The sequence below is a fragment of the Roseibium sp. QJM3NY_11 genome, assembly GCF_056173175.1.
On sequence record NZ_CM149660.1, the window covers coordinates 2,370,016 to 2,395,439 of the forward strand.

Annotated in this window: 26 protein-coding genes and 2 pseudogenes; 20 read left to right on the forward strand and 8 right to left on the reverse strand. The window is 63.2% G+C overall.

Annotated elements, in window-relative coordinates; translation table 11 throughout:
* Nucleotides 1-22 precede the first annotated feature (22 nt).
* Together fliP and AC0VX3_RS10860 are read right to left on the reverse strand one after the other, a co-directional pair.
* A complete protein-coding gene (fliP, locus tag AC0VX3_RS10855) occupies nucleotides 23-790 on the reverse strand; it encodes a flagellar type III secretion system pore protein FliP (RefSeq protein ID WP_342892101.1) in 768 nt (255 codons plus the stop codon).
* Nucleotides 790-2,589 carry a flagellar biosynthetic protein FliO gene (locus AC0VX3_RS10860; RefSeq protein ID WP_475524716.1) on the reverse strand — a complete coding sequence of 600 codons (1,800 nt, stop codon included), beginning with the start codon at nucleotides 2,587-2,589 and terminating at the stop codon, nucleotides 790-792. Before AC0VX3_RS10860 ends, fliP begins: the two co-directional genes overlap by 1 nt.
* Nucleotides 2,590-3,008: 419 nt before the next feature.
* Here AC0VX3_RS10860 and flgB point away from each other — a divergent pair, with 419 nt between their 5' ends.
* The 7 genes from flgB (at nucleotide 3,009) to cckA (ending at nucleotide 9,203) form a co-directional block, all read left to right on the forward strand.
* A complete protein-coding gene (flgB, locus tag AC0VX3_RS10865; protein ID WP_342892103.1) occupies nucleotides 3,009-3,413 on the forward strand; it encodes a flagellar basal body rod protein FlgB in 405 nt (134 codons plus the stop codon).
* Between the two features lie 32 nt (nucleotides 3,414-3,445).
* Nucleotides 3,446-3,856, forward strand: coding sequence for a flagellar basal body rod protein FlgC (gene flgC, locus AC0VX3_RS10870; RefSeq protein ID WP_342892104.1), 411 nt, complete (start codon nucleotides 3,446-3,448; stop codon nucleotides 3,854-3,856).
* Nucleotides 3,857-3,986: 130 nt separating this feature from the next.
* Complete coding sequence (fliE, locus tag AC0VX3_RS10875; RefSeq protein WP_342892105.1) at nucleotides 3,987-4,301, forward strand: flagellar hook-basal body complex protein FliE; 315 nt, start codon at nucleotides 3,987-3,989, stop codon at nucleotides 4,299-4,301.
* 38 nt (nucleotides 4,302-4,339) lie between these two features.
* Nucleotides 4,340-4,606, forward strand: coding sequence for a flagellar biosynthesis protein FliQ (gene fliQ, locus AC0VX3_RS10880; protein ID WP_342892106.1), 267 nt, complete (start codon nucleotides 4,340-4,342; stop codon nucleotides 4,604-4,606).
* An 8-nt stretch (nucleotides 4,607-4,614) separates the two neighbouring features.
* A complete protein-coding gene (fliR, locus tag AC0VX3_RS10885; RefSeq protein WP_342892107.1) occupies nucleotides 4,615-5,388 on the forward strand; it encodes a flagellar biosynthetic protein FliR in 774 nt (257 codons plus the stop codon).
* Nucleotides 5,389-5,397: 9 nt separating this feature from the next.
* Nucleotides 5,398-6,480 (forward strand): flagellar biosynthesis protein FlhB, encoded by a 1,083-nt coding sequence (flhB, locus tag AC0VX3_RS10890; RefSeq protein WP_475524717.1) that lies wholly within the window; start codon nucleotides 5,398-5,400, stop codon nucleotides 6,478-6,480.
* A 149-nt stretch (nucleotides 6,481-6,629) separates the two neighbouring features.
* Nucleotides 6,630-9,203 (forward strand): cell cycle histidine kinase CckA, encoded by a 2,574-nt coding sequence (cckA, locus tag AC0VX3_RS10895; RefSeq protein WP_475524718.1) that lies wholly within the window; start codon nucleotides 6,630-6,632, stop codon nucleotides 9,201-9,203.
* A gap of 54 nt (nucleotides 9,204-9,257) precedes the next feature.
* Here the strand turns inward: cckA and AC0VX3_RS10900 are convergent, their stop codons facing one another.
* The 4 genes from AC0VX3_RS10900 to AC0VX3_RS10915 are packed head-to-tail and all read right to left on the reverse strand — an operon-like array spanning nucleotide 9,258 to nucleotide 12,005.
* Nucleotides 9,258-9,803, reverse strand: coding sequence for a hypothetical protein (locus AC0VX3_RS10900; RefSeq protein WP_475524719.1), 546 nt, complete (start codon nucleotides 9,801-9,803; stop codon nucleotides 9,258-9,260).
* Entirely contained in the window at nucleotides 9,787-10,416 is a 630-nt protein-coding gene (locus AC0VX3_RS10905; protein WP_475524720.1) for a lysophospholipid acyltransferase family protein, read from the reverse strand. The genes AC0VX3_RS10900 and AC0VX3_RS10905 overlap by 17 nt, the downstream gene beginning before the upstream one ends.
* A 54-nt stretch (nucleotides 10,417-10,470) precedes the next feature.
* The gene (locus tag AC0VX3_RS10910; RefSeq protein ID WP_475524721.1) at nucleotides 10,471-11,397 is read right to left on the reverse strand and encodes a phosphatidate cytidylyltransferase; all 927 of its coding nucleotides are present in this window, start codon (nucleotides 11,395-11,397) and stop codon (nucleotides 10,471-10,473) included.
* Complete coding sequence (locus AC0VX3_RS10915) at nucleotides 11,394-12,005, reverse strand: CDP-alcohol phosphatidyltransferase family protein (RefSeq protein WP_475524722.1); 612 nt, start codon at nucleotides 12,003-12,005, stop codon at nucleotides 11,394-11,396. The genes AC0VX3_RS10910 and AC0VX3_RS10915 overlap by 4 nt, the downstream gene beginning before the upstream one ends.
* A gap of 488 nt (nucleotides 12,006-12,493) precedes the next feature.
* On the opposite strand from AC0VX3_RS10915, the gene AC0VX3_RS10920 reads away from it, so the two are divergent.
* From AC0VX3_RS10920 to AC0VX3_RS10930, 3 genes are all read left to right on the forward strand, one after another.
* On the forward strand, nucleotides 12,494-13,225 hold the full coding sequence (locus AC0VX3_RS10920; RefSeq protein ID WP_475524723.1) for a S1 family peptidase: 732 nt from the start codon (nucleotides 12,494-12,496) through the stop codon (nucleotides 13,223-13,225).
* A gap of 165 nt (nucleotides 13,226-13,390) precedes the next feature.
* On the forward strand, nucleotides 13,391-13,747 hold the full coding sequence (locus tag AC0VX3_RS10925) for a cupin domain-containing protein (protein WP_475524724.1): 357 nt from the start codon (nucleotides 13,391-13,393) through the stop codon (nucleotides 13,745-13,747).
* Nucleotides 13,748-14,021: 274 nt separating this feature from the next.
* On the forward strand, nucleotides 14,022-14,588 hold the full coding sequence (locus AC0VX3_RS10930) for a hypothetical protein (protein ID WP_475524725.1): 567 nt from the start codon (nucleotides 14,022-14,024) through the stop codon (nucleotides 14,586-14,588).
* 136 nt (nucleotides 14,589-14,724) lie between these two features.
* On the opposite strand, the gene AC0VX3_RS10935 is transcribed toward AC0VX3_RS10930, so the two are convergent.
* A complete protein-coding gene (locus AC0VX3_RS10935; RefSeq protein WP_475524726.1) occupies nucleotides 14,725-15,621 on the reverse strand; it encodes a LysR family transcriptional regulator in 897 nt (298 codons plus the stop codon).
* Nucleotides 15,622-15,721: 100 nt separating this feature from the next.
* Between AC0VX3_RS10935 and AC0VX3_RS10940 the strand changes: the two are divergent.
* From AC0VX3_RS10940 to AC0VX3_RS10955, 4 genes and pseudogenes are all read left to right on the forward strand, one after another.
* Nucleotides 15,722-15,793 (forward strand): annotated as a pseudogene (locus AC0VX3_RS10940) (glyoxalase); the annotation flags it as partial.
* 110 nt (nucleotides 15,794-15,903) lie between these two features.
* Nucleotides 15,904-16,215 (forward strand): VOC family protein, encoded by a 312-nt coding sequence (locus AC0VX3_RS10945; RefSeq protein ID WP_475524727.1) that lies wholly within the window; start codon nucleotides 15,904-15,906, stop codon nucleotides 16,213-16,215.
* 208 nt (nucleotides 16,216-16,423) lie between these two features.
* A complete protein-coding gene (gene denD / locus AC0VX3_RS10950; protein ID WP_475524728.1) occupies nucleotides 16,424-17,404 on the forward strand; it encodes a D-erythronate dehydrogenase in 981 nt (326 codons plus the stop codon).
* A pseudogene (locus tag AC0VX3_RS10955) lies at nucleotides 17,401-18,178 on the forward strand (SDR family oxidoreductase). The gene denD and the pseudogene AC0VX3_RS10955 overlap by 4 nt, the downstream one beginning before the upstream one ends.
* A gap of 76 nt (nucleotides 18,179-18,254) precedes the next feature.
* Here AC0VX3_RS10955 and qhpR read toward each other — a convergent pair.
* Nucleotides 18,255-19,286 carry an AraC-like transcriptional regulator QhpR gene (gene qhpR / locus AC0VX3_RS10960; protein WP_475524729.1) on the reverse strand — a complete coding sequence of 344 codons (1,032 nt, stop codon included), beginning with the start codon at nucleotides 19,284-19,286 and terminating at the stop codon, nucleotides 18,255-18,257.
* 268 nt (nucleotides 19,287-19,554) lie between these two features.
* On the opposite strand from qhpR, the gene qhpG reads away from it, so the two are divergent.
* The 6 genes from qhpG to peaD are packed head-to-tail and all read left to right on the forward strand — an operon-like array spanning nucleotide 19,555 to nucleotide 25,402.
* On the forward strand, nucleotides 19,555-20,934 hold the full coding sequence (qhpG, locus tag AC0VX3_RS10965; protein ID WP_475524730.1) for a flavin-dependent monooxygenase QhpG: 1,380 nt from the start codon (nucleotides 19,555-19,557) through the stop codon (nucleotides 20,932-20,934).
* Nucleotides 20,931-22,496 carry a quinohemoprotein amine dehydrogenase subunit alpha gene (peaA, locus tag AC0VX3_RS10970; protein WP_475524731.1) on the forward strand — a complete coding sequence of 522 codons (1,566 nt, stop codon included), beginning with the start codon at nucleotides 20,931-20,933 and terminating at the stop codon, nucleotides 22,494-22,496. Before qhpG ends, peaA begins: the two co-directional genes overlap by 4 nt.
* A gap of 14 nt (nucleotides 22,497-22,510) precedes the next feature.
* Complete coding sequence (locus AC0VX3_RS10975) at nucleotides 22,511-23,605, forward strand: radical SAM protein (RefSeq protein ID WP_475524732.1); 1,095 nt, start codon at nucleotides 22,511-22,513, stop codon at nucleotides 23,603-23,605.
* Nucleotides 23,529-23,948: an SPASM domain-containing protein gene (locus tag AC0VX3_RS10980; RefSeq protein WP_475524733.1), complete on the forward strand. Its 420-nt coding sequence runs from the start codon at nucleotides 23,529-23,531 to the stop codon at nucleotides 23,946-23,948. Before AC0VX3_RS10975 ends, AC0VX3_RS10980 begins: the two co-directional genes overlap by 77 nt.
* On the forward strand, nucleotides 23,945-24,277 hold the full coding sequence (qhpC, locus tag AC0VX3_RS10985) for a quinohemoprotein amine dehydrogenase subunit gamma (RefSeq protein ID WP_475524734.1): 333 nt from the start codon (nucleotides 23,945-23,947) through the stop codon (nucleotides 24,275-24,277). The genes AC0VX3_RS10980 and qhpC overlap by 4 nt, the downstream gene beginning before the upstream one ends.
* Nucleotides 24,278-24,310: 33 nt before the next feature.
* On the forward strand, nucleotides 24,311-25,402 hold the full coding sequence (gene peaD, locus AC0VX3_RS10990) for a quinohemoprotein amine dehydrogenase subunit beta (protein ID WP_475524735.1): 1,092 nt from the start codon (nucleotides 24,311-24,313) through the stop codon (nucleotides 25,400-25,402).
* Nucleotides 25,403-25,424 lie beyond the last annotated feature (22 nt).

Consider the following 25,424-nt stretch of genomic DNA (forward strand, 5'->3'; position numbering starts at 1 on the left):
TCTCTACCGGCGGGCCGAAGTCTCAGCCGCCGCCGAAACTTTTCACCAGCGATCCTGCGACCAGGTTCCAGCCATCCACCAGAACGAAAAAAATCAGCTTGAAAGGCAGCGAGATCACGACAGGCGGCAGCATCATCATGCCCATGGACATCAGCACCGAGGCAATCACCAGATCGATGATCAGAAACGGCAGATACAGCAGAAAGCCGATCTCGAAGGCGCGCCGCAGCTCGGAAATCATGAAAGCCGGAACGAGGGTGGCCATCGACAGGTCCTCGGGCCCTTCAGGGGCGTCCTGACCGGAAAGTTCCTGGAACAGGGCAAGGTCCTTTTCACGGACCTGGGAAAGCATGAAAGAGCGGAACGGGTCGGACGCGCGCTCATAGGCCTGCTCGATCTCGATATCGCCGTCGACGAGCGGCTGGACCCCCGCGTCATAGGCTTCCTGAAGCGTCGGCATCATGATGAAGGCGGACAGGAACAGTGCAAGACTGACCATCACCATGTTGGGGGGCGCCGTCTGCAGTCCGATGGCCGAACGCAGCAGTGACAGCACCACGACGATGCGGGTGAAACTGGTGACCATGATCAGGATCGAAGGCGCCAGCGAGAGAACCGTCAGCAGAATGACGAGCTGGACGGCGCGTTCGGTCAGGGTGGCATCCTCGCCGAACCCGACCGAGATTTCCTGTGCCGCAGCCGGACCGGCAAGGATGACAAGAAACGCGGTCAGGAGAGCCGCAAGACAGGTCCAACCGACCTTGCGCGAATTTCGGGAGGGTCCTTGCATCAGTTCGGATGCCCACCCAGTTCGTCGAGGATCTTCGCCATCTCTTCTTCAATCGGGTTCTTGTCGCCCAGACCCGGTTTCGCAACTGCTGCCGGCCCTGCCGTCGGTTGAGAGACTGCCTTCACAGGTGGGGCGTTTCCTTTTTGATCGGTCTCGCCGTTTGAAGAACTTTCGTCGCCGACGGGTCCATCCGGCGGATTCACGCTGGAAGACTGGTGCTGGTCCTGTTCCGGCCCGGTCGCTTTGACCTTGGTCCCGGTTTCGGCGGCCCCGGTTTCAGCGGCCTCGGCAACAGCAGCCGGCGGGTCTTCAAGCAGGTCGTCCGGATCGAGTTTGATGTCCTTTGGCACTGCAACGACGGGGGCGGGTTCCTGAGCGAGATCCCGTTTCTGTTCCGGATTCGGGGAGGCCGTTCCAGCGGTGGCCAGAGGTGTCGGGGAAAGCTTTTCCCCGTCCGTGCCGCCGCTCGGGCTCTCGTCGCTCCCTTTGGGCGCATCCTTGGGCATGGCCGGTTCCGCCGTCACGACCGGAGCCGGGTCCGGCTTCGGAACATCGGACGCGGTGCCTGCCGTGACAGGCTGGGCCTGTTCCGGTGAAGTCTCCCCGGGCGCGGCGCCGGCCGGTCGCACGGCATCTTTCGCCTGAACGGCGCCGGCCTGGGCCTGGCTCATGTGGGGCGGCAGCGAAGCGGCGAGGTTCGACCCGCCGGCATCGGCCGGCTGCTCGGGCTCGGTGGGCTTCATCAGGGCCGTCTTCGCGCGGGCTGCAGGACCCGAGGCCGGCGGTGTGATCGAGTGCGTGCCATAGGAGGGCCGGTCACGCGGGCTGAAAGGTCGTGCCAGGGACTTGAGCGCCGCGCCTGCCCTGGTTTCCGGCTGTGCGGGCGGAACCGCCGGTGACTTTGATATCGGCGGCTGGGAAGCCGGCCGCACGACAGGGGGCACCGCGGCAGGTGAAGCCGGCGGGGCGGAGGGCGGATTGTCGGGTGGGTTGTCCGTAGCCGGCCCCTTGGTCACGGACTTGTTGAAGCCGTTCCGGGTCGCCGCCTTAAGGAGGTCCGACGCCTGGCCGGACTCCCGACCGGCTTCGGTCTTTGCCCGGATGGGCAGCGGCGTCCGTACGGCCTGTGTCCTGCCCTGGGTTTCGGGTCCGGAGCCGGCGACCGGTGCGGTCTGAGGTTTGGTGTCCGCTGCCCCGGCGGGCGCTTCCGGAGTGGACGCGGCGACGGAAGCGGCAACAGAAGCGGCAACGGGCGCGGCGAGGGCCGTGGGGACAGGTGTGGGAGTTGGCGCGGGGGCGGGTGCGGGAGCTCTGGCGAGCATGGCCGGAGAAGGAGGCGTGGTTTCGCCGTTTACGACCGTGTCATCCGGACGTGCCGGAATGTCCGGACCGGGCGCCATCGGTGACCTCATTGCAGAAGTCCCGCCGATGCCGGAGCCCGGATGCTGCCCGGACCGTGCCTGTGGCATGGTCTGTTTCTGGGCCTGTGTCAGGGGCGTGTTGCGGACGATATTCTGTTCCACGACGACGTTGCTCGGGCCACCGACCAGGATCAGGTGCTCGATATTGTCCCTGCGGATGAGCACAAGCCGGCGGCGGGTGTCTATCGTCGCGCTGTCCATCACCGCGATACGCGGCTGACGGTTGCGGCTCTGTGTCGACTGATTGCCCGTCAGCCGCTTGAGGATGAATATGAACAGCGCGAACAGCAGCAGCACCACCGCGAGCGCCAGAATGACCGCGATTATCTGGGTGACGCTCCCGCTCACGTTCAAAGTCGTTTCAATCCAGTTGTACATCTTACCCTCGTGCCGCCCCGCCTGCGCCTTGAATGCAATTGCCGGTTACGTCGATTTTTAGCCCCCAATGAGGAGGCGTGTTCTTATCCCCAGTAAATCCGTGCGACGCTTCGCGCTGACATGCTGTCTCAAATCTTTCGGTTATCTGGTCTTTCCCGTCGGCGGGTGCCGCCCGGGGCCGTCCAGACCGGCATCGCCCGCTTGCCGATCCACCTCGAATCTCCCTAGTGATGAAAGTTAACAGAAGCAGGCAAAATTTGCCTGCCGGCGGCAGGGTTCTTTTCGCGAAATGCAAAGGAATGTTGTCTCTTCCACCGGTTATTGAAGGAGTTGCGCCGCGTGTGCGGGATTGGCGTTAACCATTCGTTAACCATTTGACCGGCAATCATTGCCGATGTGGTTAACGAATGGTGAATCGGATGGCCGTAACGGATGTGCCGCTCTTCCAGGCACTCAAATCGAAGATGCTCTGGCACCAGACCCGGCAGGGGGTTCTTGCCGAAAACATCGCCAACGCGGACACGCCGGGATACGGCGCACGCGACGTGAAGGAATACACCTTCGCGGAACATATCGGGAGGGAGACCTTCGGGCTGTCGACGCTCACGACCAATGCCGGGCATCTGACCGGAACACTGGCGGGGCAGACGGACGCGAAGGTCGAGGGGCGTGACACGTTTGAAGTCACGCCAAACGGCAACAGCGTCAATCTGGAGGAGCAGATGATGAAGATCACCGAGAACCAGATGGACTACCAGGCCGCGACGACCCTTTACACCAAGGGCCTCGGCCTGATCCGCAAAGCCCTGTCGAAGAGCGCCTGAGGCGCAGCCGGAAGACATAAAGGACCGAAAAAATGGACCTGATCAAATCCCTGTTCATTTCCGCGAGCGGCTTGCGGGCCCAGAATGGGCGCATGCGCATCATCGCGGAGAACATCGCCAACGCGAATTCGACCGCCAAGACCCCGGAAGAAGAGCCTTATCGACGCAAGGTGCCCACCTTCAAGGCACATTTCGACAGGGAACTGGAAGCCAACACCGTCGAGCTCGGCAAGATCGCGGAAGACCAGAGCGCGTTCCGGTCGGTGCACATACCCGGGCACCCGGCAGCCGACGAGAACGGCTACGTGCTGCATCCCAATGTCAACTCCCTGATAGAGACCACCGACATGCGCGAAGCGCAGCGGACCTACGAAGCCAACCTGAATGTCATCGATTCGACGCGGAAGATGCTGCAGCGGACCATCGACATCCTGCGCACCTGATCCGCGGGATCGCCGGCGCCGTGCGCGGTCCGGTCGATGCGCGAAAGTTGATCGAAACCGGAAACTCGCAGCGCGCGCGCCGACTGCACGCGTGATGCTCAAAATCTGACACGGGAAGGGAGCCGGAGCCATGTCCAGCCCATCGATTGCAAACAACGCCTACCAGATGGCCGCCAAGCTGCAACAGCAGGCGCGCGCCATGGAAGTCGGCGATACGCAGGCGGAGACTGTTGATTTCGGCAAGATGGTGCAGGAAGCCGTCGGCGCGGTTGTCGAAAACGGGCGCGTCTCCGACCAGAAGGCCGTCAACATGATCGAGGGCAAGGCCGACGTCGTCGATGTGGTCACGGCGATCGCGGAAACCGAAGTTGCCCTGGAAACCATGGTGGCCGTGCGCGACCGGGTGATTTCCGCCTATGAGGAAATCATGAGGATGCCGATCTGATCGGTACCGTTTAGGGGCCTTGCCCCGGGGAGTATGACATGACCGGCGGTGAAGTTCTCGACCTTGCCCGTGAAGCCGTCTGGACCATGATCCTGGTGTCCGCACCGATCATGGTCGTCGGTCTGCTGGTCGGCGTTGTCATCGCCCTGTTCCAGGCCCTGACCCAGATCCAGGAAATGACACTGGTGTTCGTGCCGAAGATCCTGGCGATCTTCGTGACCATCCTGATCACGCTGCCGTTCATGAGCCAGTTGCTGCAAGCGTTCATGGCGCGGGTGACCGAGCTGATCCTGACCACCGGTTAGGATCGAAGATGACCATCCAGCTTGATTATCTGCCCCAGGTCGCTGCCGTATTCATGCTCATGTTCGCGCGGCTGGGCACAATGGTGATGCTGCTGCCCGCGCTTGGGGAAAGCACGATCCCGACGCGTTTCCGCCTGACAATCGCTCTGGCGCTGACCCTGGTGCTCTACCCGATCGGCGCACCGCAATATCCCGAGGGGCTGACGGAGAACGCACCGAGACTGGCTTTCTTTCTCTTCAGCGAGCTCGCCATCGGCTTCGGCATCGGCCTGTGTGCCAAGATGATCACGTCCGTCCTGCAGATCGCGGGCGTCATCATGGCGAACCAGTCCGGGCTTGCCTTCGCCCTCGGAACCGATATCGCCAATGAAGGCCAGCAGGGCGCGCTCTACGGAAACTTCCTGTCGATACTGGGCATGACCCTGGTCTTCGTCAGCGACAGCCATTATCTGGTGATCGCGGCGCTTCACGACAGCTTCACGATCTTTCCGCCCGGACTGGCGCCGCCGGTGGGGGATTTCTCCCAGAACGCGGTGGAAACCGTCGCCCATGTCTTTTCGATCGCGATACGCATGAGCGCGCCGTTTCTCGTTGTCGGACTGGTGTTCTATTTCGGCCTCGGCCTGCTCAACAAGCTGATGCCGCAGATGCAGATCTTCTTTATCGCCATGCCCGTGAATATCGCGATCGGGTTCTTTCTCCTCCTGGCGCTGGTTGCGACCCTGATGATGTTCTATCTGGATCATTTTCAGGAAGCGCTCGGCAAGTTTATCGTGGGGTAGCGGTGAGAAATGGCTGACGAAACCGACCAGTCGGAGAAAACCGAGGACCCCACACAAAAACGCCTCAAGGAGGCGCATGACAAGGGGGACATTCCCAAATCGCAGGAAGTCAGCACCTGGTTCACCCTGGCCGGGGCCACGCTGATCATCGCTATTTTCGCGCCGGGAACGGTGGTGTCCCTGGCGGATCTGATGAAGGGCTATCTGGAACATTCCCACCAGATCCCCGTCGACGGCTACGCGCTGAAGGCCTTGTGGCGGGACACCGGCCAGTCCGTCGCCCTGATTGTCGGCGTGCCGCTTCTGGCCCTCGTGGCCATGGCGGTGGCGGGCAATCTGGTTCAGAACCCGCCGCTGCTGACCGCGGAAACAATCAAGCCGAAACTGTCCAAGGTGTCACCGGCGTCCGGCTTCAAACGCCTGTTTTCCGCCGACAGTCTGGTGAATTTCGCCAAGGGAATGGCCAAGATCCTGATAGTCGGCTCGGTCATGGTGGCGGTGGTGTGGCCGCACCGCGACGAAGCCGACATCATGATTTTCGCGGATCCGAGCGTGATCCTGCCGGAAGCCAGGGTGCTGATCCTGCAATGCCTGGCCGCGATCCTGGCGGTGATGACGGTCGTCGCGGCGGCCGATTTCGCCTACCAGAAGAACAAATGGTTCAACAAACAGAAAATGTCGCTGCGCGAGATCAAGGAAGAATACAAGCAGACCGAGGGCGACCCGCAGGTCAAGGGCAAGATCCGCCAGCTCAGGATGGAGCGTTCACGCAAGCGCATGATGGCGGCCGTGCCGCAGGCCACCGTGGTGGTCACCAACCCGACCCACTACGCGGTGGCGCTGAAATACGAAGAAGGCATGGGCGCGCCGCTCTGCCTTGCCAAGGGCACCGATGCCGTGGCACTCAGGATGCGTGAGATCGCCAAGGAAAACGATGTGCCGGTGATCGAAAACCCGCCGCTGGCCCGGGCACTCTACGCGACGGTCGAGATCGACCAGGACGTTCCGGAAGATCATTACAAGGCGGTGGCGGAAGTCATCGGCTTCGTCTTCCGCATGCGCAAGCGCGCTGCCTGGCGGCGGAACCCGTGATCCCCGTGGTGGATGCTTGGCACAAAGACCACAGCAAACAGGTTATTTTCAACAAGACTTGGTCGCATACCGGTTGAAATCGGCTATTAAGCGCAGAATGCTTATAAACGGTCCATTCAAATGCGAATCGGGCCGGGGAGACTGGATGAATGAATGACATGGACGGACCGCCGACCGGACCGATGATCAGCCGTCCGGAGCGATCCGGGAACATTGGCCTGCTCGTCGGCCTGGCACTGTTGCTCGTCGGAGCGGCTGCTGCCTTTGCGGTGATGGACCGGGACGTTGCCCAGCCGTTCATTCTGGCGCTGCTCGGCATCCTGGCCGTGGTCGGTGTCTTCTGCCTGTTCGCCGGAGCCATCGGGTTTCTGCGCCTGTCGGCCCGTCCCGGCGAGAGCAATCCGCTGGCGTCCGCCTTTGTCGACACGCTTGAGGACGGTGCTCTGATCACCGACCTGGACGGCAGGCTCGTTTATGCCAACAAGGCCTATGCCGATCTGACCGGTGCGGAAACCGCCGAGGACATCCGGGTGGTCGAACGGGTGTTCTCGTCCGACCCGGACGCGGCCGATGCCATTTTCCGCCTGTCGCAGGCCATGCGCGACGGCCGGCGGGCACAGGAAGAAATCCGCATGCCGTTTCCGCTCGGGCGGTCGGACGGCACCGCCAGATGGTACCGCGTGTCGATCCGGCCGTTGCAGGTTCCCAAGGAACGCGGCGGCGGCAAGCCGATGGCCGTCTGGCAACTGTCGGACATCACCCGCGACCGGGCGGAACAGGAGAACTCCTTCCAGGAGCTCCAGCGGGTCATCAATTTTCTCGACCATGCGCCGGCCGGGTTCTTCTCCTGCGACGGGGAAGGCCGCATCGTCTATCTCAATGCGACGCTGGCCGACTGGCTGGGCTACGATCTTGCCCAGTTCGATGCAGGTGATCTGGATCTGTCCAGCATCGTGCGCGGCGACGGCACGGAACTGATCCGCTCCCTGAAGGGCCAGGCCGGCGAGGTCAAGAGCGAGACCTTCGATCTGGACTTCGTCACGCGCAACGGACGCGGCCTGCCGGTGCGCCTGCTGCACCGGGTGCCGTTCGGCGAAAACGGCCAGCCGGGCGACAGCCGGACCCTGGTGCTCAACCGTTCGCGCGGTGAGGAGGTCTCCGAAGCGCTCCGGGCCGCCGAGGTGCGCTTCGCGCGGTTCTTCAACAACACACCGATCGCGATTGCCTCCCTCGACAAGGAAGGACGGGTGCTCCGCACCAACGCGCCGTTCCTGAAACTGTTCGGGGCGGTCGACACGGATGACGAGTTGCCCAAGCTGGAGGCCTATGTCGCCGACAACGGGCGCGTGGATCTGGCCAAGGCCCTGCAGGCGGCGGCGCACGGGATCGGCGAGATCGCACCGATCGACATTCCGCTGGTCGAAGGCAACGATCCGCGCTCGGCGACCTTCTATGTTTCCGCGGTCCAGGAAGGCGAGGGCGACGGCGAGGCGGCCATTGTCTATGCGCTGGAGACCACGCAGCAGCGCGCCCTGGAAGCACAGTTCGCCCAGAGCCAGAAGATGCAGGCCATCGGCCAGCTCGCCGGCGGTGTCGCCCATGACTTCAACAATGTCCTGACCGCGATCATCGGCTTCTCCGACCTGCTGCTTGCCAGCCACCGTCCGACGGATCCGTCCTTCCAGGACATCATGAACATCAAGCAGAACGCCAACCGGGCCGCCGGCCTGGTGCGCCAGCTGCTGGCGTTCTCGCGTCGCCAGACACTGCGGCCGCAGCGGCTGGAACTCAACGATGTGCTGGCGGACCTGTCCATCCTGCTCGACCGGCTGCTGGGCGAGAAGGTGGAGTTGAAGGTGATCCATGGCAGGGATCTGTGGCCGGTGATGGCCGACCTCAACCAGCTGGAGCAGGTCATCGTCAACCTGGCGGTGAATGCGGGCGATGCCATGTCCGACGGCGGCCGCCTGACCATCCGGACCCGCAATGTCGCGGAAGCCGAGAGCACCCAGTTCGACAACACCCGTGGCATGCCGCCGGGCGAATACACGCTGGTGGAGGTGGAAGACACCGGCCACGGCATGCCGGCGGACATCATGGCCAAGATCTTCGATCCGTTCTTCTCCACCAAGGAAGTCGGCAAGGGCACCGGGCTCGGCCTGTCCACGGTCTACGGCATCGTCAAGCAGACCGGCGGGTTCATCTTCTGCACCTCGGAAGTGGATGCCGGAACCACATTCCGTCTGTTCCTGCCGCGGCACATCCCGCTGGTGGAAGAAAAGAAAAAGCCGGAACCCAGGGAGGTCGAGCCGGAAAAGGTCGCCGATCTCACCGGCTCGGCGACCATCCTGCTGGTGGAAGACGAGGAGGCCGTGCGTGCCTTCGCCGCCCGCGCGCTGGCCTCGCGCGGTTACACCGTCCATGAGGCGGGGTCCGGAAACGAGGCGCTGGAAGTGATGGAAGAGACCGGCGGCAAGGTCGATCTGGTGGTGTCTGACGTGGTCATGCCGGAAATGGACGGGCCGACCCTGCTGGTGGAATTGCGCAAGACGCAGCCGGATCTGAAGATCATCTTCGTGTCCGGCTATGCGGAAGACGCCTTCGAGGAAAACCTGCCCGAAGGCGAGCAGTTCTTCTTCCTTCCCAAACCGTTCACGCTGAAGCAGCTCGCGACGACCGTGAAGGACGTGTTGAACGGGGAAGGGCCGGCCCGGAACGGATAACGTCTTTCCGGGCTGCATGTGGCAAAAGCTGCGCGCTGGCCGGAAGGATCCGGATCACCAGCCCACCTGGCTGAAATAGAAACCGTAAAACAGGATCCACAGGCCCAGGCACAGGCGCAGCTTTGCGCCGTCCGACAGCCGTTGGCCGACCAGGTGCGAAAGTCCCCGGACAACGAGACACACCACGATGAACCGGGGCAGCCGGGCCAGTGGCGACACCAGGGCAAAGTGCCAGAAGCCGACGCCGGCGTATCCGGCCTCGGCAGCGAAGATCTTGTAGGGCACGCCGGCGAAGGCGCCGCGCAGCATGCCTTCGAACAGGCCGTTTTCCAGAAGCTGGCGGACGGCCGCGAAGGTTTTGTCCGAGACGCCCGGCACATGGAGCAGGACGGCCCGGCTGGCCTCTGGAAAGGCCCCAGCGCAGCTCCACACCAGCAGGCCGCCAAGCGTGGCCATCAGCGCTGCGATCAGGGCGGCCGGCAACGCCTTCTTCAGGGACTTGAGCGCAAGGCCGGAGAGCAGCACGTCGGGCACGATGAAGAACAGCGTTGCCTCGGCAAAGCCCCACAGGGCCGCGAGTGTCCTACTCCCAGGGCGCAAAGGTCTTTTCCGACGCCAGGGCCTGGAACCGATCCTTGAGTTCGTTCATGAACTGACTCCGGTTTCCGGTCCAGGTGACTGGTTTTCCGACGAAAATATCGCAGAAGAACGGTACCAGCAGGAACGATCCCCGGGGCAGGGCCTTGCCCAGTCCGTGGGTGAAGACGGGCACCACCGGGGCGTCCGGGAAACGTTCGGCGAGATGGGACACGCCCTTCTTGAGCTCGGTCATGGTTTCCGGCTCTCCGCGCGAGCCCTCGGGAAACAGGATCAGGACCTGGCCCGCGTCCAGGGCATCGTAGCAGCCCTGCAGGGGATCGCTGTGCATGTCCTTGCGGCCGCGTTCCACCGGAATGATGCCCAGCACATGGTCCGACAGCCAGGCCTTCCATGGCGAGGAAAAGAAATAATCCGCCGCGGCAACCGGCTTGACGTCCTTCAGCCTCGACAGGGGCATCAGCGCCATCAGCACCATGGTGTCCAGGTGGCTGTTGTGATTGGCCACGATGATCGCCGGGCCCTGGGCCGGCAGCAGGTCCCGCCGCCTGACATTCAGCCCGAGCAGGAACAGGACGGCGATCCTGACGCAGACATAGAACACCTTCTGGAGCATCAGGCGATGGCCCCCACGGGTGTTGTGGAGAGAACAATCATTTTCCGGACCCTTCTAATAGTAGAAATACCGGGTGAAGTGGAAGAACAGCGGCGCGGTGTAGGTGAGGCTGTCGATGCGGTCGAGAATGCCGCCATGGCCGGGGATCAGGCTGCCGGTGTCCTTGACGCCGAGGTCGCGCTTCAGGGCGGAGACCGTGACGTTGCCGATGAATCCGGCGACCGGGATCAGCAGCCCGGCGGCCGCGGCGTGGACCAGATCGAAGGGCGTGACCAGCGGCGCGGTCAGGAGCGCCAGCACGAATGTGGTGACGACACCTCCGAGAAAGCCTTCCCAGGTCTTGTTCGGGCTGACACCGGGAAGGATCTTGTGGCGGCCGAACAGTTTGCCCCAGGTGTATTGGGCGACATCGTTGAACTGGGTCAGGAAGATCAGGAACAGGAGCAGCCCCGGCCCGCCGGTGGCATTATCAGGTGTTGCCGGCAGGATCAGAAGGAAGGCCGCGTGGCTGATGGAAAAGACGCACAGCATCAGGCCCCAGTTGAGCGTACCGACCGCGCGCAGAAAGCCTTCCGTCTGTTGCGACAGCAGGCTGGCGACGGGCAAAAACAGGAACATGTAGACCGGGATGAAGACGGCGAACATGCCGTAATAGCCGTCATAGACCCAGAAATACTGGACGGGGATCGACAGATACGCCCAGAACAGCACCCGCCGGTCGGCCCGCCGGGTGGGGATCATCGAAAAATACTCTTTCAGGGCCAGGAAGCTGATCAGCGCGAAGACGATGATCGAGATCGTGTTGCTGACCAGAAAGGCGACCGTGAAGATCGCCACCATGACCCACCAGCTCATCGTGCGCTGGACGAGTTCGCTCATGTCCTTGCCGGACAGGCGCGAAATCGTGAAGACGATGGCGCTGGCCACCGCGAGCAGGGCCCAGATCCCGATCAGAACCCAGTGGATGGTGGCGAGTGTCATGCCGTCTCCAGTTCCTTGAGCGCGGAGCGCGCCCGGTTCACGATCGTAAGGGCCGCGAGCAGAAGCCCGGCGCCGAACACGATCTGGTAGAAGAGCGGCGCCGTCAGGCCGAACGCCATCAGAGAGCCGCTGAGGCCGAACAGAACCGCCCGGTCGCTCTTGCCGAGGGGACCGTCATAGCGGCGCCCGGCGCCGATCTGGACAGCGATGACACCGGTCATTTCGCCGATCACGGCAAGGACCACCAGCCCGACCACCAGAGGACCTGAAACAAAGGGCAGCAGGGCGAAGGGAAGGTACAACGCGGCATCCGACAGGACATCGCCGAGTTCGTTGAGGAGGGCGCCGAGATCGGATTTCTGGTCGTGCTCACGCGCGAGCATGCCGTCGATGGCGTTGAGCCCCATCCGGACGAACAGCACGACCGGCAGCAGAATCAGCGGCAGCACGGCGCCGGGAAACAGCCACAGGGCGAGACCTTCCAGCACGGAAAGCCCCAGTGCAGCCAGCGTTACCTGATTGGCGGTGAGGCCCGAGGCTGCCAGCCATTTGCACAGCGGGCGCAACAGGTCCTGAAACCGGGATTTGAGCTGATAAACAGTCGGCATTTTTGACATGTCCCAAAGTGTCGCGCAAAGATACAGGCATCTGCCGGCCGCCGCATCCTTCAATTTGCCTAGCGTGCGGAGGAAATGGATATCGACTGCGCGAACGGCGGCAAACCGGATTGCGCGGCATGCACATCAATCATGTGGACGGCAGGCCGGGTGTCATGCTCCGCCGGGAAGGCGGCGGTGGCTCGCGGCGTGTCGCCTGGCCAGTGCCATCACCACCCGGCACTGGAGGCCGGGCGGGCAAGGGAACCGAAGGGCTGTTGCCGCGTTGCCCCTTTGCCGAACCGCGTGCCCGGCGCTTGTTGTGCCCTCTTGGGGAAAACGCGCCGGCGGGGATTGCCCGCAGCCTTGAACAAAACCCCGGCTTCCGGCGGCGCCTGCCGCGGCGGGATCCAGGCCATTTGACAGGAGATCAGATTGACAATTATTTTTTCACGCTCCCGCACAATCGGGGGTCCTTTGGCCATGGAGCACAGGCTTCGATGATCGATCCCATTCTGCTGACCGCGCCCCGTGTCGCCACTTTCATGGAAGACAAGCATCTGACCAATGCGAGCGGGTTTTTCTTTCGGCGCGACGAGCGCCTGTTTCTGGTGACCAACCGCCATGTCGTCATCGATGATGCGAGCGATCACCATCCCACGCGTCTTGAGATCGAACTGCACAACAATCCCGACAATCTCGCGGAATCGATCTGGTGGTCGATGCCGCTTTACCGCGACGGCGTCAGCCTCTGGCGCCAGGGCACGGACACGGCGGGCGAAATCGATGTTGCCGTGATCGAGGTGGACAAATCCTCCCTGCCGGAAAACCTGACCTATCGTGCCTTCGGACCCGAGCATCTGGTGAAACCGCAGGATCATGTCGAGATCGGCTCGTCGATCCTTGTGGTCGGCTTTCCTCTCGGCTTCCACGACACGCTGCATCACATGCCGGTGGTGCGCCAGGCCGTCGTTGCCTCCTCGTTCGGTTTCCGCTTTCAGGGCATGGGCTACTTCCTGACCGACGCCCGCACCCATCGCGGCATCAGCGGTGCACCGGTGGTGATGCGTGCGCCGGAGCTGGACTCCCTGGAGGGTGACCTGCCCTGGAACCTGCTCGGCGTTCATTCCGCGCGTCTCGATGTCGGCACGCGCGACATGGAACTCGACGAGGCGCTGGGCCTGAACTGCGCCTGGTATGCGGATATCCTGCTGACGCTTACGGAAGCGTGAGCAGTCCGTCCGGTGATCCGGACCGGGCATTCGATCGGCCTTTTCCAGGCAGCGGCACAAAGAAATCAGTCTCTATTGCCGGGAGGCGGGCCGAAGGGCTTGGCGTTTGGGCCAATCATTCAATATGAAAGAGACACGTGCCGGTCAGTCAGAAGGATGCCGATCTTGAAACCGATAAATATTGCCGAAAAGCTGGCCCGTTTTTCCACCCATTGGGATCCGCATGTGGTCTGCGACTACAATGACAACGATGTCATGGTGGTGAAGTTCAAGGGGGAGTTCCCTTTCCACAAGCACGACGACACGGACGATTTCTTCTATGTCCTTGAAGGCGAGATGATCATGGACCTCGAGGGCCAGCCTTCCCAGGTGGTCAAGGCCGGAGAGCTGTTCGTGGTCCCGAAAGGCGTTGTCCACCGTCCTCGCGCGGACCAGGAAGTCAAGGTTCTCCTCATCGAACCGAAGGGAGAACCCAATTCGGGCGACGCCGACCGGCCCGCCGCCTTGAAACCGCGGATCTAGATGAAAACGGGCGAAGACACATCGTGGTTTCGCCGTGAGCGTGCCTGAAATGGCAGAGCGCTGAGGGCCTTGATAGAGCGCTCAGCCGCTTGCCTGGATTCCTCGGGCCGCGCGGGAGAAAAGTCGTCGCGGAGCAGCGGGATCCCGCCCGGATCTTGATACTGGTCTCCAACCTTGATGCTGGTCAATGAGAGCAACGCTCATTGATATTAAATCAGGATACAGACAGACGGTCTTTCCATGCCGTCCGAACAATCCCAGGGGAGAAACGGTCATGCCCTCAACAAACAAATCCTACGATATTCGCGAAGCGGTCGGCTATTTCGAAACCGCCGAGGCGCTTCAGGGCGCGATCGACGATCTGCTGGATTCAGGATTCGACCGCGCCGAACTGAGCCTGCTCGCGGCCGAGCAGGCCGTCGAGGGCAAACTCGGCCACAAATACGAAAAGGTGCAGGAGCTTGAGGACGATCCCAAGGCCGCCCGCTGTTCCTATGTCTCCACCGAAACGGTTGGCGACGCGGAAGGGGCGCTGATCGGTGCGCCGCTCTATGTCGCGGCGAGTGCGGCCGTCGGCGTTATTCTGGCTTCGGGCGGCACCATGGCGGCCGCGATTATCGGTGCGGCGCTTGCCGGCGGCGCGGGCGCGCTGATCGGTGGTGTCCTGGCCAGGCTTGTCGGCAACGAACATGCCGACCGTCTCATCGAACAGCTCGAGCACGGCGGTCTGCTTCTGTGGGTGCGCACATGGACCCCGGCCGATGAGGCCCGGGCGGCGGACATCCTGAAAAAGCACTCCGGTCACGATGTTCATCTGCACAGCATTTCCGGGGCGGGCTGAGCGCAAGCGGTTCAGCGGGACCATCGGACGGACAGGCAGGGGGCATCGTCAAGGGCGGTGCCCCTCGTCCGACCGGATGGCGTGTTTGCGGTTTCCAGGGGCGGGACATCCTCTGGCACCACATCGTCCCCGGTGATCAATCCCGGGCCAGGGACGTCGTTGCGTGTTCCAGCAGGCTTTTGATCGCCGCGATCCGCGCGAATTGGGAGCGTCCCTGCCGCGCGATCAGCCAGAGTGTCTGATGCAGCCTTTCGGGGAGCTGAAAGATCGCCAGCCCGGACTGGTCGGGGAATGCTTCAACCCCCGATCTCGGCAGGATCGTATACCCGAGGCCCTGCGCCACCGGGACAGGAATTTGGCCGATCTGATTGACGAATGTCCGCACTCTCAGCCGGTCGGACCCTGAATAGTCCTCTGGAAAGTTGAGCGACAAAAGGTCGTCCGCATAGGCATAGCCATCCGGATGGGCAACGAAGCCGAGTTCATTCAGACGGTGCAGATCAAGCCCGCCAGCCTCGAAGCCGGCCGGCAACACGAGGCACAATTCCTCGCGTGCCAGAGGCGTTGCATGCAGCCTGGGATGACTGGTCTGTTCGGAGACAACTCCCAGATCAAGATCGCCATTCAGAACCCCGGTCACGATGCTGGTCCTTGGCGCTGCCGTGACACGAATGACAAGGTCGGGCGCACGGCGCATCCGCTCCAGAAGACGTGGATAGATCCACGTTGCGTAACTGCCCGAGCATCCAAGACTGACATCTCCGATGTCCGGATCGTTCAGGTTGATGACGTCTCGAAGGTCGCGTTCCTGTATGCGTCTCGCCTTGCCGACCGCAAGCAGCGCCTCGCCGGCGGGCGTGACGACAAAGGATTTTCCGTTCTGCGAGACAAGCGGTTTGCCAACCTGTGCTTCCAGTTTGCGCAAGTGCTGCGACACGCCGGGCTGGGTCATCCCGAGACGGTCCGCGGCTTGCGTGAAATGACCGGTTTCACAGAGGGTCGTAAAGGTTTCCAGCCAGGTCGCGTTCAGCAAGATGATTTCACTTTGTTATTGAAATGAATTCATATGATAATTTTTTATTTCAACCCGGTCCAGCTACATACGGTTCGATCATCAGGAAAGGAAAGCCCAAATGACCCCGACGCCACGCGCATTCTCACACATCGGCCTGTCTGTTCCGGATCTGGACAAGGCCATCGAGTTCTACGGCAACGTCCTTGGTTTCTATGTCATCATGCAGCCCACCGAGATTGTCGAGGACGACAGTGATATCGGGCAGATGTGCAAGGATGTCTTCGGGGAAGGCTGGGGCGTATGCGCGTTGCCCACCTTGCGACCGCCGACAGGATCGGCTTCGAGCTGTTCGAATTCGAAGGGCACCATGCCCCCGGGAACAGCCTCGATTTCCGGCGGCACGGCATGTTCCACTTTGCGATCCAGGACCCCAACCTGGAAGATCTGCTTGAGAAGATCGTTGCCGCCGGCGGCAAGCAGCGCATGCCCGTTCGCTCGTATTTCCCTGACGAGAAGCCGTATCGCATGGTCTATGTCGAGGATCCGTTCGGGATCGTGTTCGAGCTTTACAGCCACAGCTATGAGCTGACGTATTCCAACGGCGCATATTGACCTGACGCCCGGCCTCCCAGGGGGTGGGGAGGCCTGTTCCGCCGACGACATGACTGCCCGGTCGGGGGCGCTGCGGTCCCTGATGGCAATCCGGCGGTTTCAGGCCGCAGCCGAACCGCTCGCGCCCGGACTGCCCTTGCCCTTTGTCCCGATCTCCGTAAATTTCACCATGACGTATCGTCCTTCCAGCGAACTCCCGGGAGCTCCCATGCATATTCTCGTCATCGGCGCCGCCGGCATGATCGGCCGGAAACTGACAGGGCGGCTCGCCGCGGAACCCGATGTTCTGGGCCACGAGATTTCCGAAGTGACGCTGGCGGATGCCCTGGCGCCGGACGTGCCGCCAGCGCTTGAGGGGATTGCCACGGCGCTGACGGTGGATCTGGCGGCACCGGCAACTGCCGAAAAGCTGATCTCGGCGCGTCCCGACGTGATCTTTCATCTGGCGGCGATCGTGTCCGGCGAGGCGGAGGCGGATTTCGAGAAAGGCTATGCAGTCAATCTGGACGGCAGTTTGAGGCTGTTCGAGGCGATCCGCACGGAAGCCTTGCGCGCGCCCTATTGTCCCAAGGTGATTTTCGCGTCCTCGCTGGCGGTGTTCGGCGCACCATTTCCCGACAGGATCGACGACGATTTCCTGACGGCACCGCAGACCAGCTACGGTACCCAGAAGGCGATCACCGAACTGCTGCTGGCCGATTACACGCGCAAGGGCATTCTTGACGGCATTGGCCTGCGCCTGCCGACGATCTGCATCCGGCCCGGAACACCGAACAAGGCGGCGTCCGGGTTCTTTTCCAACATCCTGCGCGAACCGCTCAAGGGCGAGGAAGCCGTGCTGCCGGTCGATGACAGTGTGCGCCATTGGTTTGCCAGCCCCCGGTCGGCGGTGGGGTTTTTCGTGCATGCGGCGCGTCTGGATACCGGCAGGGTCGGTCCGCGCCGCAGCCTGACCATGCCGGGTCTGTCGGCAACGGTGGCCGAGGAAATCGCGGCACTGCGCCGGGTCGCGGGAGACGCGGCCGTCAGGCTGATCCGCCGGGAGCCGGACCCGCTGATAGACAGGATTGTCGCGGGATGGCCGCAGGACTTCGACGCCCGGCGGGCAGCCAAACTGGGTTTCAAGGCCGAAACCGGCTTTGATGACATCATCCGTATCCATCTGGAGGATGAAAGGGAGGGAACATGAGCACTGAAAAATTCGATGTAACGGGCAGGGTTGCCCTGGTGACAGGCGGCGGCACCGGCCTCGGCAAGGCTGTCGCAAGGGGCTTGAGCGCGGTCGGCTGGCGGGTGGTCCTGACCGGTCGCCGCAAGGAACGTCCTGGAAGCGGCCGCGGCCGAGCTGAGCGGGGAAACCGGCAACGAGGTTTCCTGGATTTCCGCCGATGTCGGCGATCCGGTCTCCGTGCGCGCGCTGTTCGACGGGATCGAGGAGACCTTCGGCCGGCTGGATCTTCTGGTCAACAATGCGGGCATCTCCAATGCGGCGGTGCCGCTGGAGGACATCCCCTTCGAAGTTTGGAACGATGTGGTCGCCGCCAATCTGACGGGGGCGTTCCTGTGTACGCAAGGGGCGTTCCGGCTGATGAAGGCACAGACGCCGCGCGGCGGGCGGATCATCAACAACGGCTCGATCTCGGCGACGACGCCGCGGCCGTTTTCCGCGCCCTATACGGCGACCAAGCACGCCGTTACCGGACTGACCAAGTCTTCGGCGCTCGACGGACGGCCGTTCGACATCGCCTGCGGCCAGATCGATATCGGCAATGCCGCCAGCGACATGACCGCGAAGATGAGCGGCGGCGTGCCCCAGGCGAATGGCGAGATGGCACCCGAGCCGACCATCGATCCGGTCCATGTTTCCGACGCGGTCGTCTACATGGCCGGCCTGCCGCTTGACGTCAATGTGCTGACGCTGACGGTGATGGCGACAAAAATGCCGTTGGTCGGGCGGGGATAGGCCGAGCGGGCGGGAAACACCCGTTGCCATACACCGTCAGTTGACCATCCCGAACTGGCGGCGGGCTGACCGGAACCTACCCCTGGAGCAGGGGTTTGCGGAACAATGTCTGGCGGTACTGTCTGGGGGTGATGCCAGTCCGGCGCTTGAAGGCACGCTCAAAGGCGGTCTGGTCCGAATAATCGAGTTCGCAGGCGATCTGGGCGAGCGAGTGGGGCGTGTCGATCAGGGCATGGCGCGCGACCCGGTAGCGGCATTCGTCAAGAAGGATGGAAAACCGGGTGCCTTCTTCGCCAAGGTGCCGGTGGAGACTGCGGCGCGACAGGCCGAGCCTTCTGGCAACGGTCTCCTGGTCGGAGGCGCCGGTGCCCAGGCTCTCGTAGATCGCGGTTCGGGTCCGGGCGGCAATGGAATTGGCCCGCACCCTGCTGGCCAGTTCCCGGCTGAGGACTTTCAGGACCCGGCGGTGGCGGCCGGTATCGTCCCTGGGCATCGGTCTTGAGAGCACACTTTCGGGAAAGCTCAGCGCGTTGGTCTCGCAGTCGAACAGACAGAAGCTGCCGGACGCGGACAGGAAATTCGACTGCGAGCGTGCGGCGGAATGCTCGAAACAGACAAGATCCGGATGCCAGTTGTCGCCGGCGCCGCGGCGGATCAGCTCCGTCAGAACGGACAGGGTGAATTCCGCATCCTGGCGCCGCGGCCAGATATCCGGGTTGAGAATGCGGTAGGTGAGGGTGGCGACACCGTCTTCGACGGCAAGCTGCAGGTCGGTCTCGCTCTGGATGTAGCGGATGAAGCGCTCGAATGTCCTGAGCGCCGAACCGACAGTGGCGGCGGTCAGCAGGGCGTCGCCCAGTTCCCCCAGATCGGCGAGGTCGAGAAGCGGGCCGGACTGCCAGCCGACACCGGGCTGGCCGAGCATTGCCGCGCCGTGCTCGTAGATCTCCACAAAGGCAAACAGCGGAATTTCGTGGCTGGAGTCCTTCCAGGCGCCGACGGGCACACCGCTCTGCCGGCCCAGAGCCGCCGGCTCCAGACCCTTCTGCACCAGCATCGCCTGCAGGCCGTTCAATGCGCCCGAGATGATGGTAGCGGTTTTCGGCATTGCCCTTGCCTCTCACCCTCGCTCTCGTCCGCGCCCCGAACGAAAGCCTCTTCAGCGTCCGCCTGCCGCAGTACCCGGCAAGCTGAGGATGCAACTACACCAAATATTCCGGCCGCTTGCAATTGAGCGGGACGGGTTTCGGCTGTCAGGCAAAAGATTGGCCGAAATTGTCGAGAAGTCCCGAACGGTCGCTCGCTTTAATGGCGGGTACAGAGAAATCCGTGCCGCACCTTGAAAACTTGGGCGGCCGGACGAGGGAACAGTATTGGTGACCAATTACGATTGTGTCGTTGCCGGCGGCGGTCCCGCCGGTGCATTCACAGCGTGTGAGCTGGCGCGTGCCGGGCTTGATGTTGTGATGGTCGATCCGGAGACGAGCCGGCCGCGCCTGGAAGGCCTGGGCGATCGGGTCGTGCAATTGCTCCGCGCCAGGGGACTTGAACAGCCGTTGGCGGCCGCCAGCGAGCCGATGGCCCGCTCCGTGGCCTGGGCCGGTCTGGCAAGCACGCCGAACGGCGAGCGGCTGGTGCGCCGCGACCTCTTCGACACCGCCCTGAGACAGGCTGCCAGACACGCGGGCGCCCGGCTTCGGACGGCGCGAATTGCCCGCACTTTGTGTTCCGATCCCAAAGAGGGCGTACAGCTCAGGCTGTCCACCGGTGAAACCGTTTCGGCGCGGCTGATGGTCGACGCACGCGGGCGCCAGGCCCGATCCGCGCAACGGCTTATGGGCCCGAAGACGCTGGCGATCAGCGGATTTCTGCCCGAAGGCGGTGACCAGGCCGGCACATTCGTGGCATCGACGCCGGACGGATGGCTGTGGAGCGCGGAAGCGCCCGGTTTTGGACGCTGCGTGCAGATCTGCATCGATATGGAGGATCTGGAGGGGACCGGTGCGGCCGCGCTTGAAAGGCGGATGGCCCGGTTCCTGAACCAGCCGGCGGTGCGCGATCGTTTCAGGGTCAGGGACTTCTTCAGGGACAGGGGCTTCGACGCGACGTTCACGGCAAGGTCCGCCGGGCTGGTGTTGTCGGCACCGGAGCTTTGCCTGCCGGTGATCCCGGTCGGCGATGCGGCGGTCGCCATCGACCCGCTGTCCGGCCATGGCCTGTTCTGGGCGCTGTCCTCCGCTCTTGCCGCCGTGCCGTGCGTGCTGAGCGTTCTGGAGACGCCGGACCGGGGCCGCGATCTCGCCCGGCGTTTCCATCGCGGCCGGGTGGTCGACACTTTCTGGCGTCAGGCCCGCATCGGCCGCGATTTCTACCGCCTCGAACAGGGCCTGATGCAGGCGTCTTTCTGGGCGCGGCGCGCGGCCTGGCCGGACGATCGACCGGCCCATCGGCGAGAGGACGGCGTGTCGCTCAGCTGGCGCGTCGTCGTTGAAAACAACCGTCTGGTGGAACGTGAGGTCCTGACAACGCCGCTGGATCCGGACGGCGTGGCCTTCGTGGCCGGGATACCCATAAGTGCGCTGACGGAATTTATCGGATCGGAGGCAGGGCGCGCGCCCGTTCCCGCCACGCCGTCCGCCGCGCTTCGTACCGCGCTGGACTGGATGGAGAGCCGGGGTCTGTTCCGGCACGCCAGCCATCACTCCGAAGTCCACCAGCCCCCACAACAAGCGACCAGAATGAGGGATAGAGCATGATCAGACGATTGCGAAAGGCGTATCTCGCTAGGTTTGCCGGTGTGATGCTGCTGATGCCGGCGGCAGCGGGCGCGCAGGACGGCGTCGCGCTGCTGGAACAAAATTGCGGCGGCTGTCACATGGCCGGTGAGACTGGCGCGCTCAGTCGCATCGAGGGGCAGCGCAAAACGCCGGAAGGCTGGCTGATGACCATCGTGCGCATGCGCCTCTTCCACGGCATGGAGATCACGCCGGACGAGCAAAGCCGGCTGGTGCACTATCTTTCCGACACGCAGGGCCTCGCGCCGGCCGAAACCGAAGGCTACCGCTATATCCTGGAACGTGAGCCCGCGGTCGTCGAGGAAGTTGGTGCTCCGCTCGGTGAAATGTGCGCGCGCTGCCATTCCGCCGCGCGGGTTGCCTTGCAGCGGCGAACGCAGGACGAATGGGATCTTCATATCGATTTCCATGTCGGCCAGTACCCGACCCTCGAATACCAGGCCCTCGGGCGCGACCGCGACTGGCTCAAGCTGGCCCGCGAAGAGGTGGTGCCGCTTCTGGCGGAGCGCTACCCGCTGGAAACGGAGGCCTGGACAGCCTGGGCTGCGGCGCAAAAGCCGGAGGCAACAGGTTCCTGGGTGTTCACCACGCGCCTGCCGGAACAGGGCGAGGCCTATGGCAGCCTCGAGGTGTCCGGCGAGACACAGCCTTACGCGGTTTCCGGAACGCTGGTGACGGCAGCGGGCGAAGAACTGCCCGTATCCGGCAAGCTCAACGTCTATACCGGCTATGAGTGGCGGGCCAATCTCGACATCGGCGGCACGGCCTACCGGCAAATCCTGGCGATTTCCGAAGACGGCGGCAGCCTCTCCGGACGCCAGTTTCTCCATGCCGAGGACAGTCTCGGCGGTGCCTTCAGCGCGGTCAGGGCGGGGGCATCACCCGCGATTGCCGGGGTGGTGCCGTCCACGCTTGCCGCAGGATCGGACGCGAGCGTCCAGATTGTCGGCACGGGGCTGTCAGAGGTTGATCTGACAGGCGCGCTGGAGGCCTCCGGAGGAATCGCGAATGCCTATGGCGCGGCCATCGCGGTCAGCCCGGCGGCAGGATCCGATGGCGGCGTGAGTGTTGCCTCGGCCGGCGCGGCGAAAGAGGACGCGCTGACGGTTTACAGCCACGTCGACAGTCTCAGGGTCGAGCCGGCGTTCGGACTGGCCCGTGTCGGCGGGGCAGGCGGTTCCGCAGGCAAGGTGCCGGCCCGCTTCGAGGCGGTCGGTTACTGGAAGGGACCGGACGGCGAGATCGGAACCCAGGACGATATCCGCATCGGTGTGGTGCCGGCCACCTGGTCGGTCGCCCCGTTCAACGAGGAAGCCGACCAGCTCAAGGATGTCGACCATGCCGGCAAGATGGACCGGACCCTCGGGATTTTCATGCCGGCGGTTGCCGGCCCCAATCCCGAGCGGCCCTTTTCCACCAACAATGCCGGCAATCTGAAGGTTCTGGCGACGCTCGGCGAGGTCACCGGTGAAGGCCAACTGATCGTGACGGTCCAGCGCTGGGTCGATCCCCCGATCCGCTAAAGGAGATATGTTCCATGGGTTATCTATTCTTTCAGCCGCAAAACGCGCATCGGGTCGAGGTCGAGGGGCGGCATCTGCTCTTTCACGTACCGACCACGTCGCTGTTCGAGATCGACCGCCTGGACAGCGATGTGATCGATCTCTTCGAGGACCGCTCAAGGGTCTCGGAAACCGACATCCGGTCACGGTTCGAGGGCCGGGTCGCGCCGGAGCTGGTGACCGAGCGGATCCGCTCGTTGCTCGATCTCGACATCGTCACGGACGGCGGCCCGCCAAGGGCGGAGCGGCCGCCGATCCACATCGAGAACTTTCCCCTGACGACGATTGTCCTCAACGTCAACACGGGCTGTAACCTGTCCTGCACCTATTGTTACAAGGAGGATCTGGACACCCCGTCGAAAAGCCGCCGAATGGCGTTCGAGACGGCGAGACGCTCCATCGAGTTGCTGCTCGCCGAAAGCCCGGACCGGGACAGCTACAATGTGGTGTTCTTCGGCGGCGAGCCCTTGAGCAACCTGCCGCTGATCCGCGAGGTTGTGGCCTTCGCGGAAGAGCGTTTCGGCGCTCTGGGCAAGAAAGTCGACTTTTCGCTGACCACCAACGCGACGCTGCTCAACGAGGCCACGATCGACTGGCTCAACGCCCATCGCTTCGGCCTGACCGTGTCGATGGACGGGCCGAAGGCGCTTCATGACCGCAACCGCAAGACCGTCGGCGGCAAGGGCACCTATGAGGTCGTCGCGTCCAAGACGAAGATGCTGCTGGAGCGCTACACCTCCCGTCCCGTGGGCGGCCGGGTGACGCTCACACGGGGCGTGACCGCCGTCTACGACATCTGGGACCACCTGAAGAACGAGATCGGTTTTCACGAAGTCGGTTTCTCGCCGGTGACGTTCCGGGCCTGTGACGCCGTTCAACCTGAGCGGAGACGAACTGGTGGCTGTCTTCGAGGACATGAAGCGGCTCGGGCGCCATTATCGCGACGCTGCGCTGGAAGGCCGCAATATCGGCTTTTCCAACATGCATCAGCTCATGAGCGATCTTTACGAAGGCCGCTCGAAGGCACTGCCCTGCGGGGCGGGGCTCGGCATGCTGGCCGTCGATCATGAGGGCGGTCTGAACTTGTGCCACCGTTTCACCGGGTCGGACATGGACACGTTCGGAACGGTGGAGGGCGGCATCGAGAAGAAGAAGCTGGCGCGGTTCATCGAGGACCGGGCCGACCGCACCGACAAGGGCTGCTCGACCTGCCGCATCCGCAACATCTGCGCAGGCGGCTGCTACCACGAGAGCTACGCCCATTTTTCCGATCCGATGAAGCCGACCTATCACTATTGCGACCTGATGCGCGACTGGGTCGATTTCGGCATCGGCGTCTATGGCGAACTGATCGCCGGGGCTCCGGCCTATTTTTCCGATCACATCATGCCGCGGAGGGCATTCGGCAAATGAGACACCTGAAACCCCTGAACCAGAAGGCCGACCGGGTCGTCAAGGCAGTCGAAACCGACAAGATGGACGAGGTCCGGGCCATGCAGACAGTGGTCGCCGGCTGTGCCTCGACCCTCGACCCGGGCTGGGAGGTCGATCCCTTCGGCGGCGTTGCCGCCCTGTGCCAGCCGATGGAAGCCGACCTTTACGGCTGCTCCGACCCGTGCTGGTGGCCGGCCCAGGTGCCGGACACGATGAATTCCTACAAGGACTGGAACGCGGACGCGGATAATGCCGGCAAGGACTGGCGCTCGCTCGGCACCGTGTTCCCGTCCGACAGCGAAACCTGACTGGCCAGTGCCAGGAGATCTAGGAGAAAGTCCATGCGAAACCTGATCGCAGCAACCACGGCCGCGCTTTTTCTGGGCCTGACCGCCCTGCCGGCGCAGGCCAAGGACATGATCGTCACGGTCGCCAAACCGGACCGGCTCTATGTGATCGATGCCAAGGCCCGCACCATCGAGACCGACTGCAAACTCGACTTCAACCTGATGCCGGGCGTGATCGTCATGTCGCCCGACAATGCGGTCGCCTACATCCTCGGCAACCGCTGGGAGGATGTGTTCGGCATCGAGCTTGCCACGTGCGAGATGGTGTTCTCCGCGCACCAGTCGGAAGGCGACATAAGGCGCAAGAGCATCGCCTCTCTGGCCGTTTCCAGGGACGGAACCGAACTCTACACTGTCCGCAACCCGGTGCGGATCCTGTCCGACCGCTATGAGGTCCTGGAACCGGAATTCGCCGTCTATGACACAGGCGCGGGTCTGGATGCGGAACCGGCGCGCTCCTTCGCAAGTCCGCGCCGCGTCACCGTGATGGCGGCGGGGCAGAACGGCGAGGTCTATGCGGGCGGTCACGAGGTCTATGCCTTCGACCCGCAGACGGGGGACACCACGGTCAAGATCGCCAATGCCTCCTGGGACCGGCCGACCTATTCCACGCCCGATGTGCTGGCTTTCTGGCCGATTGGCACCCAGGCGGATGAATTCATGCTGCTTTATTCGGCGGCCAAGTTCACCGATGAAACGCAGAGCGAGATCGCCGATTTCATCTGGGGGTATCAATCGGTGGACCTGGAAACGGGGGAGGCCGAGATCGCGGATTTCACCAGCTTCGAGGTGATCATGTTCTCCGCGGTGCGCGATCCGAACGACACGTCCAAACTCTACGGGGTCTACACCCAGCTCTCCAAGCACGATCTGGAGACGAAGGAACTGATCAAACGGGTCGACCTGCCGCACACCTACTACTGCATCAACATCTCGTCGGACGGCAAGGAACTCTATGTCGGCGGCACCAATGACGATATCGGCATCTACGACGCCGAGACCCTGGAGCGGACCGGCGAGATCCTGCTGCCGTCGGGCGGCGACATGGCCGCCGGCACGCTGCATGTGATCAGCACGGGGAGTTAGTAAAGGTACATCTGCTCCTGCC